The sequence below is a fragment of the Beduini massiliensis genome, from assembly GCF_000829905.1.
Taxonomy (GTDB): Bacteria; Bacillota_I; Bacilli_A; order Erysipelotrichales; family Coprobacillaceae; genus Beduini; species Beduini massiliensis.
The window spans coordinates 382,000-399,337 of record NZ_CDPP01000006.1; the positions used below are offsets into that span (position 1 = coordinate 382,000).

General features: G+C 37.0%; 18 protein-coding genes. 3 read left to right on the forward strand and 15 right to left on the reverse strand.

Annotation, left to right across the window (positions count from 1 at the left end; genetic code table 11):
* Positions 1-365 precede the first annotated feature (365 nt).
* The 3 genes from BN1225_RS11955 to BN1225_RS11965 form a co-directional block, all read right to left on the reverse strand.
* Positions 366-1,109: an AAA family ATPase gene (locus BN1225_RS11955; RefSeq protein WP_041140040.1), complete on the reverse strand. Its 744-nt coding sequence runs from the start codon at positions 1,107-1,109 to the stop codon at positions 366-368.
* A 74-nt stretch (positions 1,110-1,183) separates the two neighbouring features.
* Complete coding sequence (locus BN1225_RS11960; protein ID WP_041140041.1) at positions 1,184-1,918, reverse strand: helix-turn-helix domain-containing protein; 735 nt, start codon at positions 1,916-1,918, stop codon at positions 1,184-1,186.
* A gap of 95 nt (positions 1,919-2,013) precedes the next feature.
* A complete protein-coding gene (locus BN1225_RS11965; protein ID WP_041140042.1) occupies positions 2,014-3,477 on the reverse strand; it encodes a PstS family phosphate ABC transporter substrate-binding protein in 1,464 nt (487 codons plus the stop codon).
* A 132-nt stretch (positions 3,478-3,609) separates the two neighbouring features.
* Between BN1225_RS11965 and BN1225_RS11970 the strand changes: the two genes are divergently transcribed.
* Entirely contained in the window at positions 3,610-4,332 is a 723-nt protein-coding gene (locus BN1225_RS11970) for a glycoside hydrolase family 25 protein (protein ID WP_052466628.1), read from the forward strand.
* Positions 4,333-4,395: 63 nt separating this feature from the next.
* Positions 4,396-5,211 (forward strand): prenyltransferase/squalene oxidase repeat-containing protein, encoded by an 816-nt coding sequence (locus tag BN1225_RS11975; protein WP_041140043.1) that lies wholly within the window; start codon positions 4,396-4,398, stop codon positions 5,209-5,211.
* Between the two features lie 3 nt (positions 5,212-5,214).
* Here BN1225_RS11975 and BN1225_RS11980 read toward each other — a convergent pair whose 3' ends face one another.
* The 12 genes from BN1225_RS11980 to BN1225_RS12035 form a co-directional block, all read right to left on the reverse strand.
* Positions 5,215-6,582 carry an MATE family efflux transporter gene (locus tag BN1225_RS11980; protein ID WP_041140044.1) on the reverse strand — a complete coding sequence of 456 codons (1,368 nt, stop codon included), beginning with the start codon at positions 6,580-6,582 and terminating at the stop codon, positions 5,215-5,217.
* A complete protein-coding gene (locus BN1225_RS11985) occupies positions 6,566-7,024 on the reverse strand; it encodes a MarR family winged helix-turn-helix transcriptional regulator (protein WP_041140045.1) in 459 nt (152 codons plus the stop codon). The genes BN1225_RS11980 and BN1225_RS11985 overlap by 17 nt, the downstream gene beginning before the upstream one ends.
* Positions 7,025-7,112: 88 nt before the next feature.
* Positions 7,113-7,373: a hypothetical protein gene (locus tag BN1225_RS11990; protein WP_041140046.1), complete on the reverse strand. Its 261-nt coding sequence runs from the start codon at positions 7,371-7,373 to the stop codon at positions 7,113-7,115.
* A 234-nt stretch (positions 7,374-7,607) separates the two neighbouring features.
* The gene (locus BN1225_RS11995; RefSeq protein ID WP_041140047.1) at positions 7,608-8,048 is read right to left on the reverse strand and encodes a hypothetical protein; all 441 of its coding nucleotides are present in this window, start codon (positions 8,046-8,048) and stop codon (positions 7,608-7,610) included.
* The gene (locus tag BN1225_RS12000) at positions 8,048-8,254 is read right to left on the reverse strand and encodes a helix-turn-helix transcriptional regulator (RefSeq protein ID WP_041140048.1); all 207 of its coding nucleotides are present in this window, start codon (positions 8,252-8,254) and stop codon (positions 8,048-8,050) included. Before BN1225_RS12000 ends, BN1225_RS11995 begins: the two co-directional genes overlap by 1 nt.
* A 101-nt stretch (positions 8,255-8,355) precedes the next feature.
* Positions 8,356-9,153 (reverse strand): 7alpha-hydroxysteroid dehydrogenase, encoded by a 798-nt coding sequence (gene hdhA / locus BN1225_RS12005; protein WP_041140049.1) that lies wholly within the window; start codon positions 9,151-9,153, stop codon positions 8,356-8,358.
* A 225-nt stretch (positions 9,154-9,378) separates the two neighbouring features.
* Entirely contained in the window at positions 9,379-9,633 is a 255-nt protein-coding gene (locus BN1225_RS12010) for a hypothetical protein (RefSeq protein WP_052466630.1), read from the reverse strand.
* Positions 9,634-9,673: 40 nt separating this feature from the next.
* Positions 9,674-10,069, reverse strand: a complete 396-nt coding sequence (locus BN1225_RS12015; protein ID WP_041140050.1) for a hypothetical protein — start codon at positions 10,067-10,069, stop codon at positions 9,674-9,676.
* 38 nt (positions 10,070-10,107) lie between these two features.
* Positions 10,108-11,607 carry a carboxypeptidase M32 gene (locus tag BN1225_RS12020; protein ID WP_041140051.1) on the reverse strand — a complete coding sequence of 500 codons (1,500 nt, stop codon included), beginning with the start codon at positions 11,605-11,607 and terminating at the stop codon, positions 10,108-10,110.
* An 84-nt stretch (positions 11,608-11,691) separates the two neighbouring features.
* The gene (locus BN1225_RS12025) at positions 11,692-13,062 is read right to left on the reverse strand and encodes an MATE family efflux transporter (RefSeq protein WP_041140052.1); all 1,371 of its coding nucleotides are present in this window, start codon (positions 13,060-13,062) and stop codon (positions 11,692-11,694) included.
* Positions 13,063-13,174: 112 nt separating this feature from the next.
* Positions 13,175-13,960 (reverse strand): hypothetical protein, encoded by a 786-nt coding sequence (locus tag BN1225_RS12030; RefSeq protein ID WP_041140053.1) that lies wholly within the window; start codon positions 13,958-13,960, stop codon positions 13,175-13,177.
* An 87-nt stretch (positions 13,961-14,047) separates the two neighbouring features.
* A complete protein-coding gene (locus BN1225_RS12035) occupies positions 14,048-15,238 on the reverse strand; it encodes an FprA family A-type flavoprotein (protein ID WP_041140054.1) in 1,191 nt (396 codons plus the stop codon).
* Between the two features lie 183 nt (positions 15,239-15,421).
* Here BN1225_RS12035 and BN1225_RS12040 point away from each other — a divergent pair, with 183 nt between their 5' ends.
* Positions 15,422-17,326, forward strand: coding sequence for an NAD(+) synthase (locus BN1225_RS12040; RefSeq protein WP_041140055.1), 1,905 nt, complete (start codon positions 15,422-15,424; stop codon positions 17,324-17,326).
* The last annotated feature ends 12 nt before the right edge of the window (positions 17,327-17,338 follow it).

A 17,338-nucleotide genomic window follows, 5' to 3' on the forward strand; every position in this document is an offset into this window, starting at 1 on the left:
TATGAAGTTTTTCAATCCACGCTATTATAAATTTACAAAATTCAATGACCAAGGTAACAACTGCCATCGCTATAAAAACTAAGGCTATCCAAGTCAACCATAATGTAATCTGTGAAACATTCATATAATAACTGTTTTTCAATGTCCAACTAACACCATACAGTAACAGTGCATTCGCTAAAATCAAACCGGATATGATGAAGTATTTTATTGAGTTCTTAAATCTATTCTTATTTTCCATAGGCTGTATTGAGCTCCTTTCCAAATAGTTGATTTTTACCAAAATAAGTTCATTTAATCTACTCTATCTTATTATTAACCTATTTATTGAACGCTGTAAACATAGCATAAACAAAGCCTTTTTATCATTTCTCATCCTGATCATCAAGCAGGTGATGCTGTAAACTTTCGGGGTCATCTAAAACCAATTTATAAGTCTGGTAGATATCGGTATCTTTGAGATGCACTTTCTTAAAATCATGGTTTAAGTCATAAATGATCCCGTCTCGATAAGTAAGCAGGATGGGCGAATGGGTACTGATAATAAACTGTGATCCCCCTTTAGCAAGATCATGGATCAAGATTAGTAAAGCGAGCTGGCGTGACGGAGAAAGCGCGGCTTCCGGTTCATCTAATAAATATAATCCGTTTTTAGAAAAACGATGGGTCATCAGCTGCATAAAGGATTCACCATGCGAACTTTGATGAAGGCTTTTCCCGCCATAGCTATTAAAAGCACCGGACTGCACTTCATCTAATTCCTCCAATTCCGTTGCCACATTATAAAAACTTTCTGCTCGTAAAAAGAATTTAGTTTGGGGGCGGCGATATCCTTTTATTATTTTTAGATATTGATATAAATCCGAATGGGTATTAGCGGTCTGAAATAAGAAGTTTTGAGTTCCACCTTCAGCGTTCAACCCTAATCCTACCGCTAAGGCTTCCATGAAAGTGCTTTTCCCCACTCCGTTTTCACCGATAAAGAATGAAACCGGGCTTTCAAAAGTCAATGTATTAAAATGTTTAATGAGTGCTATATTAAAGGGGTAGGACTCCAAAGGAGCCCCTTCTTTTACTAAACGCACTTGTTTGACAAATAATCCATCCATAACCGTCCCCCCTTTTTATCATTATAACAAATAACCACGTAAGATGCTTATAAAAAAAGGACATTTATGATGTCCTAATTCAACATACTCAGAAAATGAATCAGCCACGAAGGAAGCTGACTGTTCCATTGACGAATAAATTCATAAATCTGTGAAGGTGTCGTATTCTCCATCACTTTTAATACATGGGTTCCCTGCGCTTCTGCACCAACGGCGACATACCCTTTAGCAAAACCGCCTACCGCAAGCTGAGCACCTAAAGCCACCCCACCAAAACTATATATTCCTAAAGCAAAGCCGCCAAGTGCAAAAATTCCTAATGCGATTCCGCCAAATACCGCAAACCCTGCCGCTAAGCCTGCCAAAACAAATAGTCCTAATCCTAATCCACCTAAGGCAATGCCCCCACAACTTAATCCTCCTATTGCGAAAGCTCCGACAGCGATATTACCAAAAGCAAAGATTCCTTTTGCCACGCGATAGCCATAACCAAAATTAATATGCACCAATGGAATCTTTCCAATATGCAGCTTACTCTTATATTCATACCCCATTGCCTGACGAATAGTATGGCGTAATGTCATCGGATCAAGCTCATTTGTTGCGACAGCGGTCCGACCCCTGATAAGCTCATCTAAACTGACATGGAATAAATCTGCCATCTCAATAAGTCTCTCTAATTCCGGTGTGGACTGACCGGCTTCCCATTTACTTACGGACTGTCTGGAAACGCCAAGTTGATTTGCCAGTTCTTCTTGAGAATAGCCCTGTTTTTTTCTTAATTCAATGATCTTATCTGCAAGTTCCATGTTTCTTCCTCCTCATTGCCCCTCCATCATAACATGATACTTATAAAAGGCAATAAACTGCTGCTTATCAATCTGTCAACCAATGGTTGCATCGCTTATAAAGCAACATAGCCACTCTTTTCAACCAAGGTTTGTCCTTGCTCAGACAATATAAATTCCAACATTTTATTTACATTTTCATTCTTATTTCCTTTAACTGTAATACAGTACAAATTCACTGTAAGAGGATATGTTCCATCTCGAATAGTTGTCTTATCGGGATAAATCCCATCAACACTTAACATATCAACCTCCGGATCGGCAGTCATTCCCGTTAAAAAGAAACGGAAAGAATAGCCAATGGCGCCGGATTGATTGCGATAATCGGCAACTTTTTCCGCGATTCCCGCCATTGCTTCTTGATATTCCTCTTTTAAAGGTGTTTTCAATGGGATATCCCCCATAAACTTGACCATCATGGATTGACTGCCGGAACGTTCCGGTCTTTGAAATGCCATGATTTTTTGATCATTCCCGCCAAGTTGCTTCCAATTGGTATATTCCCCCGAATAAATTTTACGAATTTGCTCACTGCTTAATGCTTTGATGGTGTGATTTTTAGGAACAAAGAAAACAAATGCTTCTTTTCCGATTGGCGTAAATTCCAGTTCTGCCCCTAAGTCTTTAGCTAATTGAAGCTGTGAAGCTGAAGGATAGGCACCAAAGAACATATCTACCTTTCCATTCACCAAGCGTTCAAAGCCAACTGCCGTATTATAGAATGAAACGATACGCTGGTCTGTATTTTCATATTCCTTTTTAGTGTCCTCTTCATTTGTTGCAGAATCCATTCCCAATCGATTTCGTTCGATTTCGGCAATATTCTCATACACCGCATTTGCCAATGCACTATAAACCGGATATGCTGCTTCTGCCCCATCTAAAACAGGCATCTTCTCAGGATCATGGATAATAAAAGCAGACGGTTCATCTAATTGAGCTAATTTATTATTTTGATTAATGACATCATACTCCTTTAAATCCACACTGGAATAGCCGCCGCTGTAATCAAAGCCATGTCCCGGCAAAACGACTTGTCGGCGCTGATATAAAATAACACCGCATAAACTTAATCCAATCCCCAAACTTAAAATCAATTTCAAATGATGTTTCCATTGATAATCTTTATTTACTATAACCATGCCGATATAGATGGCTCCCTGCCATAACAGCGGAAGCAGATAATAAACCATTGTATCATTATAAAGTGCCGCAAAGAGACGAGTTGGAATAGAAGGAATTAACGCATAGTTGTAAAAAGCCCATATTTGATGACTGGCGGCTCCTTTTGATATAAATAAACAGATACATAATACCAATATTGTATAGATCATATAATAGCTGAATTGTTTTTCAATAGGATAATTGATCTTTTTTCTTTTGATCCACACGAATAGAATCGCACACATCGCCATACCTAATCCCATGATCCACGTTGAAGCAAAATAAGAAGATAACGCAATAAATAAACCTGTGATAATGAGTGAACTTATAAATTCATAAAGCAGCCAGATAAACATAAAGATCTCCTCCTGTCACTTTTATCTTACCATAATTATCGATAGGGATAAATCTTAAGATTTTCTTCCAAATTTTACCCACAATTAATTTAAAATTATCAGGTACACTGTACACGAAAGTGAGTGAGTAAAATGAGGCATCGCCGTTTATCGAATAAATTTTTAACTGTTGTATTTTTCCCAATCATCATTCTGCTGTTGATGTTTGCTAATTTTTTAATTGACCAACCGAGTCATCAAGCTTTCAGTCAGCAAAAAATGATGCAGACACCTACCGGATTAGGATTTGATGTCAGTGAACATCAACAGACAATTAATTGGAAAGAGATTGATAACAGCACCTATCGTTTTGTCATTATCCGGACCGGATATGGAGATGCTTTCACCGGCGCTATTGATCAATATTTTTATGAAAATATAAAACAAGCAAAACAACAAGGATTAAAAGTTGGTGTCTACCATTACAGTTATGCAATGAATGCTCAAGAAGCTAAACAGGAAGCAGAATTTGTGTTATCTATTTTGGATGGCATCCAGCTTGATCTTCCGGTTTATTTTGATTTTGAAGATCCCTGTCACGATACATTAAGCAGTAATGAAATGAATAAAATCGCCAATGCATTTTTAACGACTATTAAAGACAGTCATTATACAACCGGTATTTATGCCAATAGTGATCGTTTGAGTTTTCTTTCATCCCAGCTCTTAGATCAGCATGATATTTGGATTGCCAGCTATGGAAAGGAACCGATTTATGCTGGAGAGATAAAACTTTGGCAATATACCAATCAAGGTAAAATTGCAGGAATCTCAACGGATGTCGATATTAATTATGGGTATTATCCATCCCTGTGACTTACATAAGACAAATAAAAGATATCATGGTAGAATAAATATATATAACCATGGAGGACTATTATGGCAACAGACATTGAACACATCTTATCCCACCGCTATGATTTAGGAGATGATTATTGGACAACCCCCGATCATCGGTTGCAAAAAGGAGCCCCTTTTTCCACTTTAGAAAGTATCCTCTATCTATTAGAATTAGGATTTGATCCTAGTGATCCGCTCATGAAAGCAACTGCTGATTTAATTTTCAGTACTCAAAAGAAAGACGGACGTTTTAAAACCATGCCTAACAGTGGTATTTATCCCTGCCATACTGCCATGGCTTTAAACACCTTATGTTATATGGGATATAGCCAAGATGAACGTTTACAGCGAAGTTTTCGTTACTTTTTAGATACTCAGCAGGAAGATGGCGGCTGGAAATGCAATAAATATAGTTTTGGCAGAGGCGAAGAAACTCAATATTCGACACCGAATACAACTTTATATGTCTTAGATTCTTTCCGTTTTACTCCCGGATTCCAACAAAACACACAGTTGGAAAAAGCAGCAGAGTTCTTACTTTGGCATTGGGAAGTCCGCAAACCGATCAGTCCCTGTCATTATGGGATCGGTACTCTTTTTATGCAGGTAGAATACCCTTTCCGCGGTTATAATCTATTTTATTATCTGTATGTTCTTTCTTTTTACCCCTGTGCAAGAAATGACCCTCGTTTTTTAGAGGCCTTGAAGAAACTGGAAGAAAAAACGATCAACAATCAGATCATTGTCGAAAGGGTCGTTCCTAAATTAAACACATTAGCATTCTGTCGAAAAGGAAAACCAAGTTTGCTTGCGACTAAGCGTTATCAAGAAATATTAACAAATTTAAAAAAATAGCCATTAGGCTATTTTTTCGTTAGATGAAGCAGACATCATCTTTTTCATTTTAGAATGGTAAGCGAAGAATAAGATAAATACTGCCCCACACCATGCGGTCACTTCCGCAAAATAGATTCCATTTGAACCTAAGAAATGCGGTAAGATCAAGGCTGTACCTACACGCATGATCAATTCAGCGATACCTGAAACCATTGGCATAAATGTATCTCCCATCCCTTGCAGGGCTGAACGGTAAATATGAAGCATATATAAAACCCAAAGCAGACAGCTCATGACAAATAAATAGTGATAAGCAATATTCAATACTTGCGATGTAACCTCCGGTGTACCTGAAACAAATAATTGTAAGAATACTTTGCCAAATGGAATAAGAATTGCCGTTAATACAAAGGAAATCAGTAACCCCATAATCAACGCCGCTTTTACTCCGGCTTTAATACGATCATACTTTTTAGCGCCCAAATTCTGTCCGGCATACGTTGCCATTGAGAACCCTAATGATGTTGCGGCTAATTCTAATAATCCATATAATTTATTGGTTGCGGTAAAGCCTGCTACATAAATAAAGCCGAATCCGTTTACAACACTTTGAACGACCATCCCACCAATGGAAATCACGATATTTTGAAACGCAGTCAGTGTTCCTAACTGAATCAGTCTTTTAATGACGGAAAAGTCTACTTTAAAATCTTCTTTATGAATCTGAATGATCGAGATACGTCTGATCGCAAAAAAACAGAAAACACTAGAGAAAAACTGAGCAATAACCGTAGCGATTGCGGCTCCGGCAACGCCCATTTTAAATACCATGACAAACAGTAAATCCAATACGATATTGATGATTGCGGCGACAATCATCGCATACAGCGGTGTCCTGCTGTCTCCCAAGGCACGTAAAATCGATGAAAATGTATTATATAAAGTAATAACGATAATCCCCGAAAAGACGATATATAAATATGTCAGCGATTGATTGATGATATTCGCCGGAGTATTTAATAAATGCAGAATCGGCTTTGCCATAAATAAGGCAAGCACAGTGAGAGTGACTGCCATGATCATCCCTAATACAAATGACATCGCAATCGATTTTCTCAATTTATTCTGATCATTCGCACCGAAATTATGAGAAATAAGAATAGAAAATCCTTGAGTAAAACCCAAAACAATCCCTAAGACCATCCAGTTCAGCCAGTCCGCAGCCCCCAATGCCGCTAAGGCTTCTACCCCTACACCACGCCCTACAACCATGGTATCCACCATTGCATAAAATTGCTGACAGGCATTTCCCAGCATCAGCGGAATTGCAAAGCTGAATATCAGTTTAGCGGGTGATCCGCTTGTCATATCTTTAACGCGTGTTGCCATTGTTTTCCCCTCCATTCATTCCTTGTTCGATGAGTTGCGTTAATCGTACATTAATACGTGTAAAATCCTCACGATCTTTTTGACTTAATTGATTAAATGCCTCAAACTCTATTTTATCTAAACTTGCTATAATTTCTTCACAAAGTGCACAGCCGGATGGCGTAAGATAATACAAATGCAAACGTTTATCCGTGACACACTCTTTTTTATAGACGAATCCTTTTTTTTCTAAGTTGCTCATCACACTGGAAACCGTCTGTTTGGGTATATTTAATACCTGACAAATATCTTTTTGACTGCATCCGTCTTCATGGTGATAGATTTCATCTAATGCTGTCATAGTTGCCCGTGTTAAATGGTAACGACCGGCATATTTACTATATAAAGATTCAATGTACAACCACTGGACATACCAACTTTTAATATGCTCGTTAATTTCCATTATCCCGCCTCCTTTTAGTCCGATATGGGACTATATTATCATAATCTAATTAAAATGGCAATAAAAAAGAAGTGATCTTTCTCACTTCTTATTCCAATCCTTTGATTAAGTCTAATTCCTTGATCGCATCTTCTTTTAACTTATTGAAATGTTCTCGATCAAAATTTGCCCCTTGATCGATCAATTCTAACAGCTGATCATATTTTTCAACCGCCAATTCCATGGATGCTGCTTTAATCGTATAATCTAATTCCTCATGTGCGGACTGCATGATTCCATTCAATGCTTTATATTTTTCCTTAAACACTTCATCTAAATCCACGGTTTTTTTCTTATTAAATAATCCCATAGGCATCCTCCTTAACTTTGAGTATACCACTAGTCCTCCTTATAAACAATCCCTGCGTTTTCGCTCTTTGATCAATCCTAATACCATGATTATTATTGCCACAACATATAAGGCTAATATAATAAAATGAGGTATTAATTCTCTACATAAATAACAAAATGAATTCAATAGTAAACCAAAGCAAATATAATAATTGGGTTCTCTGCGGTTTCTACACATTATAATTCCCTCTTTCTAATATTTTTTTGCGTAATACACCTTTAATATACATAAAATAATACCCATACCGTAAATAACACTGATGAGTGTAAATGCAACGGTTTGATTTATATAAACAGCGATTAGTGTTGCGATGCCTAAAAGTCCAATACTGATAAACAATGTGCTCATTGCCATCTTGCTTTTAATTAAAATTTTTCTTTCATCATGTTCCTTGATATAAAGCATTTTCAAACGTTCATCATTGCGATAGCTGCGTTCATACATATAGAGATTGACCGATAATAAAATCATCATTCCTATTAGCACACCTACTTGATAACCAAACGCATAGTCCGGAATATTTGTGAAACGGTCCCTAAATACATTTAATAAGATTTCAATCACAATCACGCCTGCCAATAAACTTCTTCTGAGTAATATGCGTTTGTGTACTTCAGCTTTAAAATTTTTCATCAAAATTCCTCCAATTCCGAAAAATCAAATACCTCTTCAATAGTCAGACCAAAATAATGTGAAATACGATATGCCAATGGCAAAGATGCAAGATATTTTTCTTTTTCTAAAGAAATGATCGTTTGTCGTGTAACCCCTACAGCCAAGGCTAATTCATCTTGAGATATTCGTCTTGCTTTTCTTAATTCTTTAATTCTTGTTTTCAATGACAGCCCCCCTGTCTCCTCACAAATAGTATAGTACGCTTTACATATTTTGTAAAGTATATTTTACATTCTTTATCAAAATAAAACCACTTTAACAGTGGCTAATGCTTCTTATTTAAATGAATCATATCTCCATATAAAGATGTCGCCAACCCAAAACCACCCGATACGGCCATAACCTGTCCGGTCGTAAATGCTGATTCGTCACTGGCAAAATAAACGACAGCGTGGGCAATTTCTTCCGGCTTTGCCATTCTTTGAATCGGGCTGTGCTTTAAGAAAAATTGGGTGAAATCTTCACTCATATTATTTGTGACTGCTTCTGTAGCGGTCATTCCCGGCATGACTGCATTACAGCGAATCTGATCTTTTGCAGCTTGTACGGCGATGTTTTTTGTCAGGTAGTTAACAGCATTTTTAGAAATGGCATAACCGATTCTTGAGAGATCGGGGATTATCCCTCCAACAGATGAAATATTAATAATGCTTCCCCCTTTGTTTTGGCGCATATAAGGGATGACTGCTTGAACAGGTAAAAAGACACTTGCCAAGTTCATCTGAATTGTGTCGATAAAATGATGATAGTCCGTATGTTCAATATCAAGATCTGTCTTTGGATCGGATGTCCCAAAATTATTTATTAAAACATCAATATGACCCGAAAGATCAATGACAGATTCTATCATTTGCTGATAGCTTTCCAAAACACTTGCATCATTATATACAGGACGTACCTGATACCCTTGAGCATTCAATGCTGCCGCTCGTTCTTTTGCCCGTTCCATGTTTCTTGCTCCCATATAGACGATGGCACCTTCTTTGGCACATGCTTCAACAATCGCCAAACCAATTCCACGGGTGGATGCCGTTACTACAACTACTTTATCTTTAAGTCTCACTAAGTATGACCTCCTCTTTCCTATACATTCATTATTGCTCTAACGGTTAAAAATATGCAGGTCATTCATCTGTTTTAAGGAATCTTGATAAAAGCATAATGAAGCGGCAAAGAAAACAGATCCCTTAAATCTAAGCAGAAAACAAGAATAGGGCGGCATAGGGTTGTGATTTTGAAATATCAATAGCATGAGGATTTATTACGATATAATAAAAAGATATTCAAGTTAAAACTCAAATACCTTTTCTTGATAATCATGTGTTAGAGATTGTGTGTCTTTTAAAAACTGCTTAGCTTCTTCAAATTCTTCTTTTTCCACATCTTCAATAATACCGTCATGATAAAGTTTGCAAACATCATACATACTAAACCAGATCCCATCAAAAGGGTAGTCCATTTCTTTTTCATCTGCTTTTTCCGATGTTTCATAAACATACATCTCATGTGCGGCTATTGTGGCTGTATCGATCGTATATTCCATAATACTTCCTTTCATATAAAAAGTCGGTTATCCCGACCTTTTATTTTACTTGATCCTTATGATCAAAGTAGTTTCCTAATCTTACCTTAATTAACAGTTTTACATCATGTCGCATTTCTTTTTCTTTATGCTCTAAGAGTGGGACAGGTGTAGAATCCACAATATTTTTTTCCAATTCCGGATAAAAGGCATCCATTAAAGACCCGTTAATCCAATCAATCATCCCCATTTGAATGGTTAAACGTGTTGAAACATTATGCCTAAAGATAACAGTACAAGACTTCGTTGCTGTTTTGCTTCTTCTGATTTGGCAAGCATAGCGAGCCCCATCTTCTTCACTTTGGAATTCATAGCCTTTAATTTCAGCGTAGAATCTTAAATCCTGTTTTAACTGCTCCATTTCTTTTTCATTAAACTTATAATAGTAGCGTTTCATTGAATTCTCCCTCCTTAATTAAAATATAACGCACAACCCTAATTTTGACAATCTTTTAATTGATAAAGTCGCATAAATTTCTCTTTTAAATAGTCTACATAGTAACGAGCATTGAATTTCTCTTTCGTTAACATCATTAAAAGTTCATTTGTATCATAAATGGCACCATATTGATGGATATGTTCTTTCAAGTATGCTTTGACAGAGGCAAAATCTCCTTCGCTGATCCATTGATCGATTGCTGTATTTTTCTGCATATAAGCATAAATTTGGCTGGCGATCGCACTACCTAAAGCATAGCTTGGAAAATACCCCAACATTCCCCCTGCCCAGTGGACATCCTGTAAAATTCCCGCAGTATCATTTGGCGGTGTAATTCCTAAGTAGTCCTGATACATTTGGTTCCATAATGCAGGCAATGCATCATAGTCGATGTCTTCACTGAACAATTTCTTTTCTATTTCATAACGGATCATGATATGCAGTGAATACGTTAATTCATCGGCTTCTGTACGAATCAAACTGGCTTCTGCCTTATTGATTGCTTCCATAAAATGATCAAAAGTAATATCGTCTAATTGTTTAGGAAATAATCCTTTCAATTTGGGATATAACGGTTTCCAAAAGTTTCGACTGCGCCCGATGACATTTTCATAGAAGCGTGACTGTGATTCGTGTCTCCCCATTGACACTTGATTTGCCGATGTTAATGTGATATCGTCGGCAATATTGAATTCATAAGTCGCATGTCCGGTTTCATGAATGGTTGAAAAGATCGCACTTTCTAAATTATTCAAATAATAGTGTGTTGTTAAACGCACATCATGATTATGGAAATTCGTGGTGAATGGATGTTCACTTTCCTTAATGACTCCACGTTCAAAATCAAATCCAATATATTTAGCCAGCTGCAAATTAAAGGTCTTCTGCAAATCGATCGGATACTCACGATTCATGAAAGATTTATCAATCTTTTTTGGTGATGCCTGAATCTTTTTAAGTAACGGTACGATTTCTTGACGCAGTAAGGCAAAGAATTCATCCAATTCTTTAGTAGTAAACCCTGGTTCAAAATCATCAAGTAATACATCATATAAACACGCTTCGTTTTCCTGACGGTATTTTGCAAAGCGTTTTTGATCTTCCACGATCTTTTTCAAATAAGGTTTAAATAACGGATAATCGTTCGTTACTTTCGCTTGCTGCCAAACACGCTGCGCTTTCATGACTAACTCCTGATGTGCCTGATACTCCTCAGCCGGAATTTTTTCAAGCTGTTTAAGGTCTTTCAGCCATTTTTTCACAACTGCCTTTTGTGCCAATGGCAGATCCTGCTTTGATAAATCCAATAATATTTTTTTTGCTTCCGGATTAGTGACTGCTTCAAAGTAATCATTGGTCAGCACTCCAACAAACTTAGCTGTGTTATCCACCGACTCTCTAGGTGCCTCGGTATCCTGATCCCATGCAAATAATGTCAATGCGGCGTTCAATGCCTGACATCTCAATATATGTGGTTTTAAATCTTCATATGTCATTCAATTCTCCCCCCTTCATGTGTTTAATCATATCACAAACCATTGAAAAATGGGGCAATAATACAAAAAAAGCGTATTTCTACGCTATGATTGAGTCAGCATTTTACGTTTACGCCACATCCCACTGAAAAAGTAAACTGCCGCCGGAATTGTTGTTCCATAAGCCGCCAGAGAATATCCTAAGAAAAATCCAAATAAACCTAGATTCAAAAAGATGCCTAAGAACCAACTTAAAGTAATACGAATCACAATTCCGTCCAGCAAAGCCGTTACAAAAGAGAAAGTAGCAAAACCAATTCCCTGAATAAAAGCATTGATAGGGGACATAAATGCCATTGCCGGGAAACCTAAAAGCATCGATGTAACAAACATTCTTGATAAGTCAATGACTTCCTGTTCATTGGTGAAAATAGAAAAGATCTGACTTGGAAACAAGAAGAAAATAATGCCCATCAATGTATAAATACAAGTGGTAAACATTAACCCGACATGCACGGTATGTTTGGCACGTTCCGGTTTTCCCGCTCCCATATTTTGTCCGACCATCGATGATACGGCCATTCCGATTGATTGTCCCATGATTCCCGGAATTTGAGAAACCTTCGTCCCAACACCGAAAGTTGCCGAAGCAAAAACACCAAACGTATTGACTAATCCACTCACAAATACCATGGATAATGAGATAGCACTTGACTGTAAGGCGAAGGGCACTCCTAATTTAACTAATACTTTCAAAGTAGGACGATCGATTTTAAAGCTTTCTTTCTTAAAGTCAAAAGAAAATGAAGTTCTGTTTTTATATAGGAAATATAAAGCCCATAAAAATGAAACAGCTTGCCCGATAATCGTCGCTAAAGCCGCACCGGCTACCCCCATTTTAAGCGGTCCGACAAACAGTAAGTCAAGAATAAGGTTGACAATGGATGCAATCGCTACGAACATAAAAGGACGTTTAGAATCCCCCATTCCCCTTAACACAGCCGATACCATATTGTAGCCAAAGGTAAAAATAATCCCGCCACTGCAAATATACATATAGGTATTTGCCTGAGCAATTGATTCTGCCGGCGTATTTAACAGATGCAGAAAGGTACTTGATCCGACAATCCCAATAATACTCATCAACACTGCACCGATCATCAATGTGGAAAACAATGTGCCTATTGCCTTTTTAATCCCCTCTTTATTGCCCGCTCCGGTCAACTGCGATATATAAACCTGTCCGCTGGTTGAAAAGCCCATACACAGGGTTGTCATCAACATCACAATTTGTGCAGAAATCGATACAGCTGAAAGTCCCGAACTCCCTACAAATTTCCCTACCACAACCATATCGACCATATTGTAGATCATCTGCAAAGCATTGGATAACATAAAAGGCAAAGCAAAAATTAAAAGTTTTTTCCCAACATGCCCTTCTGTAAGATTATTTGTTAATTTTCTATCATTCGACATGATTTTCCTCCTTAAAATATATCTTTTTTACAATACCATACCTAATTAGTATATCGATATATTTTTCAGGTTTTGAAAACTAAAAAGAAGCATTAAGTCTGCTTCTTTCTCATTATTCAATCAATCCCGCAAGGGTTCTTTCATTATAAAACCATTTTGGTTCTTTGGTAAAATCAGCTTTCACATAAGTTTTAATGATATTAAAATAACCTCTTGATTTGCCGGATTGATCAATCTTTTCAAGAATCCGGTTTAAACACAACAGCAATGGTTTAAACAAACGTTCATTATTGTCAGGCTTTACTTCAATTACTGAATTCATATATTCCTTTAATGCCGGATTAAGATACGGATCACTGCAATATAGAATATTCTTAGCTAAGAAATGCAAATCCTCTTCCACGTAATCTTCATAACGATGTGTCTTTTGATCGATTTCATCAAAAATCGTTTGAATAACAATATGCAGTATCTTTTTTGCGTCACTTTCATTTATCTCAAAAAGCAAATATGCCATATACAACGATTCTTCAATCGCGATGAGTTCATCTAAATACTGACGTTCGTTTTTTCTTAGATCCCCGTATTCCTTTTTGATCCGTTTGCTGTTGTATCTGGCATCACGTTCATCAAATGATTCAGCCTCAACATCGGGAATCGTATAATAGACACCATTTAAGTATGCTTTCCATTCAAATTCACTGAATGGCTGATTAGATCCAACGATTTCTTTTGTATAGATTTCCAGAACATAAGCCATCAGCTGGACGATTCGCTCTTCATGACATCCCTCTTTCAACAGTTTTTCATAATATTCAACTGTCGTTTTAGGATTCTTTGTATTCAGTTGATGACGAATGATGCTTTGAAACTGTCTTCTTAGTTCTGTTCTCCCCATAAATTCCTCCTAATATAATGAATAGTAAGATTATATTAGCGTATTTATGCTTTTAACGGTTCTTTTTTTCAAATTAAGACAATTGTTTTACTTTAAATGTTCGGCAAAGTTCAATGCATATGCCTTAATTTCTTCAATCTGCTGTGTACTTGGTTTAAATTTCACACGATAGCCTTCATCCACAATTTTATGTTTCTGCTGTTTTAAACGGGTCATCATATTTCCTACTGCTTCTCCCGTCCAGCCATAATCGCCAAAGGCAGAAACTACTTTTACTCCATCATAGGCACTTATGATGCTGTTCATCACATCATAGATGGGTGGCAATGCATCATTCAGCAACGTTGGACTTCCATACATAATCCCATCTGCCTGCTTCATTTCCTGAACCACTTGATTACGATCGGCTTCTACTAAATCGTAAGTCTTCACTTGAATGCCATTATCCTTTAATACTTCCGCAATTGTTTCTGCCATTGTTTGTGTATAGCCATAAGCGGAAACAAACGGAATGACTACTATTGGCTGATGACTTGGCTTAGGTGCACAAAGTTCATAGTAATGATCTTGAATCTCTTTAATTTCCTGATCTAATACCGGTCCATGCCCTGGAGCAATCATATCAATCGTCAATCCTTCGATCTTTTTTAGTGCCTTCAACATAAACGGTTTAAATGGTCCTAAGATCATATTGAAATAATAATCCAAAGCTTCCTGATAATCCGCTTTGTTTTGAATTGTGGAAAGAAGAACCCCATCATGAGCATAATGTGCGCCAAAAGAATCACATGTCACCAATGTATTTAATTCTTTGACATAGGTATACATGGTATCTGGCCAATGCAGATTTGGTACCATTAAAAATCTAAATGAATATTCTCCGATTGTCATCTCTTCATTGTCTTTAACGATCTTAGAATTAAATTCTTTATTAGTAATTTCCTTTAAGTAATTCGCCGCAATCGTCGTTGAAACGATCGTAATATTAGGATTTAATTCTAACAGCCTTTCAATTGAACCGCTGTGATCCGGTTCAGTATGCTCAACAATGATATAGCGGATATCTTCTATAGCGCAGTATTCTTGAATCTTTGCTAAATAATCATCAAAGAACTTAGCTTTGGCAGTTTCAAATAAAACAACGCCTGCATTCGTCTTTAATAAATAAGAATTATACGTCGTTCCGAATTTTGTTTCCATGATAATATCAAATACTCTTAATTGTGTATCTTGAATACCAATCCAATAAAAATTATCTTTTAATTTTAAGCAATTCATATGTACTTCCCCCGTTTCCAGTTAAGATTATAGTCGTTTATTTCGTTTTTTTCCATCAATATGATTGATAAATTATGAGCTTTTTCTTATCTGTTTTATAATCGACAGAGATTCTTTTTTAATTCATAGCATAAAGTCAAAAATTTGCTATAATAATAGAGATGAATAAGGAGGATACATATTATGAAAGATGGCTTTATTCGTGTAGGTGCCGCTTCCATTCATACCAAGATAGCGGACTGCATTTCTAATACAGAACAGATCATCGCGATGATGAGAACTGCACAAAAGAATCAGACTAAAATTTTAGTATTTCCGGAACTTGCCATTACAGGATATACATGTGAGGATTTATTTTTTCAGGATCGTCTTCTTAATGAAGCATTGCTGCAATTAAAAAATATTATTACTGCTTCTAAATCTTTAGATATGGTGACTATTGTCGGCTTGCCCTATGTTTTTAATCATAAATTATATAATGTAGCTGCTGTCATTTATGAGGGACAGTTATTGGGGTTAGTTCCTAAAACGCATATTCCTAATTACAGTGAATTTTATGAAGCCAGACATTTTGAATCCGGCCAAGAGATCTTAACCGAAGTGCTCTTTGAGGATCAAATTGTTCCTTTTGGCAGTCATTTATTGTTTGAAAATGCTCAAATGCCTGCTATGAGCATTGGGGTGGAAATCTGTGAAGATTTATGGGCACCTAATCCCCCAAGCAGCGCCCATGCACTTGCCGGGGCTACAATCATTGCTAACGCATCTGCCAGCAATGAATTAACCGGAAAAAGCGATTATCGTCGTTTGCTTGTACAGTCTCAATCTGCGCGATTGGTCACAGCTTATATTTATGCCAATGCCGGGGTGGGTGAATCCACAACCGATGTTGTCTTTAGCGGACATAATCTCATCGGTGAGAATGGGGCTATTTTAAATGAATCGGATTGCTACTTTGTAGGCATCACTTATGCGGATATCGATGTTTCCAAATTGGCATCGGAAAGAAGAAAAATGACAACGTTCAAAACTCATGATGAGTATGATCGTGTGTATTTCAATATGCCGATTAAGGAATTTAAGATTAATCGCTATTATGATCCAACCCCTTTTGTTCCAAGCAATCCTCAACTTAGGCAAAAACGTTGTGAAGAGGTATTCAATATTCAGATCATGGGACTTAAACAAAGACTGGAAGCAACGCATACTAAAAAAGCAGTCATTGGGATTTCCGGCGGATTAGATTCTACATTAGCTTTATTAGTAACACATATGACTTTTCAAAAATTAGGTCTGCCTAGTGAAAACATCTATGCGATTACTATGCCTTGCTTTGGAACAACGTCAAGAACTTTGAACAATGCTCTAGGATTAATGGAAGAGTTAGGGGTAACAAGCAAAACCATCCCAATTAAAGAGGCTGTTCTTTTACACTTCGACGATATTGGTCATGATGAAAATCTTCATGATGTAACGTATGAAAATGTTCAGGCAAGGGAACGAACACAAGTGTTGATGGATCTTTCCAATCAGATTGGTGGTATAGTGGTTGGTACTGGTGATCTTTCGGAAGTTGCTTTAGGATGGTCGACTTATAATGGAGACCATATGTCCATGTATGGAGTGAATGCGTCTGTACCAAAAACATTGGTCCGCTATCTGGTAGATTATGTTGCCGGTCAATATAAAGGACAGCGACTGGAAACGCTTTTGCGTGATGTTTTAGATACCCCGGTTTCTCCGGAACTATTACCAGCTGAAGATAATCAAATCACTCAAAAAACCGAAGATATCGTAGGTCCTTATGAACTGCATGACTTCTTCTTATATCATGTTGTTCGATTTGGTTACGAACCTAGTAAAGTGTTGCGTATCGCTGAGATTGCCTTTCACCATCAATACGATAAAGAAATCATTTTAAAATGGCTGAAAACATTCTATCGTCGCTTTATCACTCAGCAATTTAAACGCAGCTGTATTCCTGATGGACCAAAGGTCGGAAGTGTCGCTTTATCCCCACGTGGAGATTTACGTATGCCAAGTGATGCCAGTTATCGCTTATGGCTTGAACAATTAGATCATTTATAATAGAATGCCTCT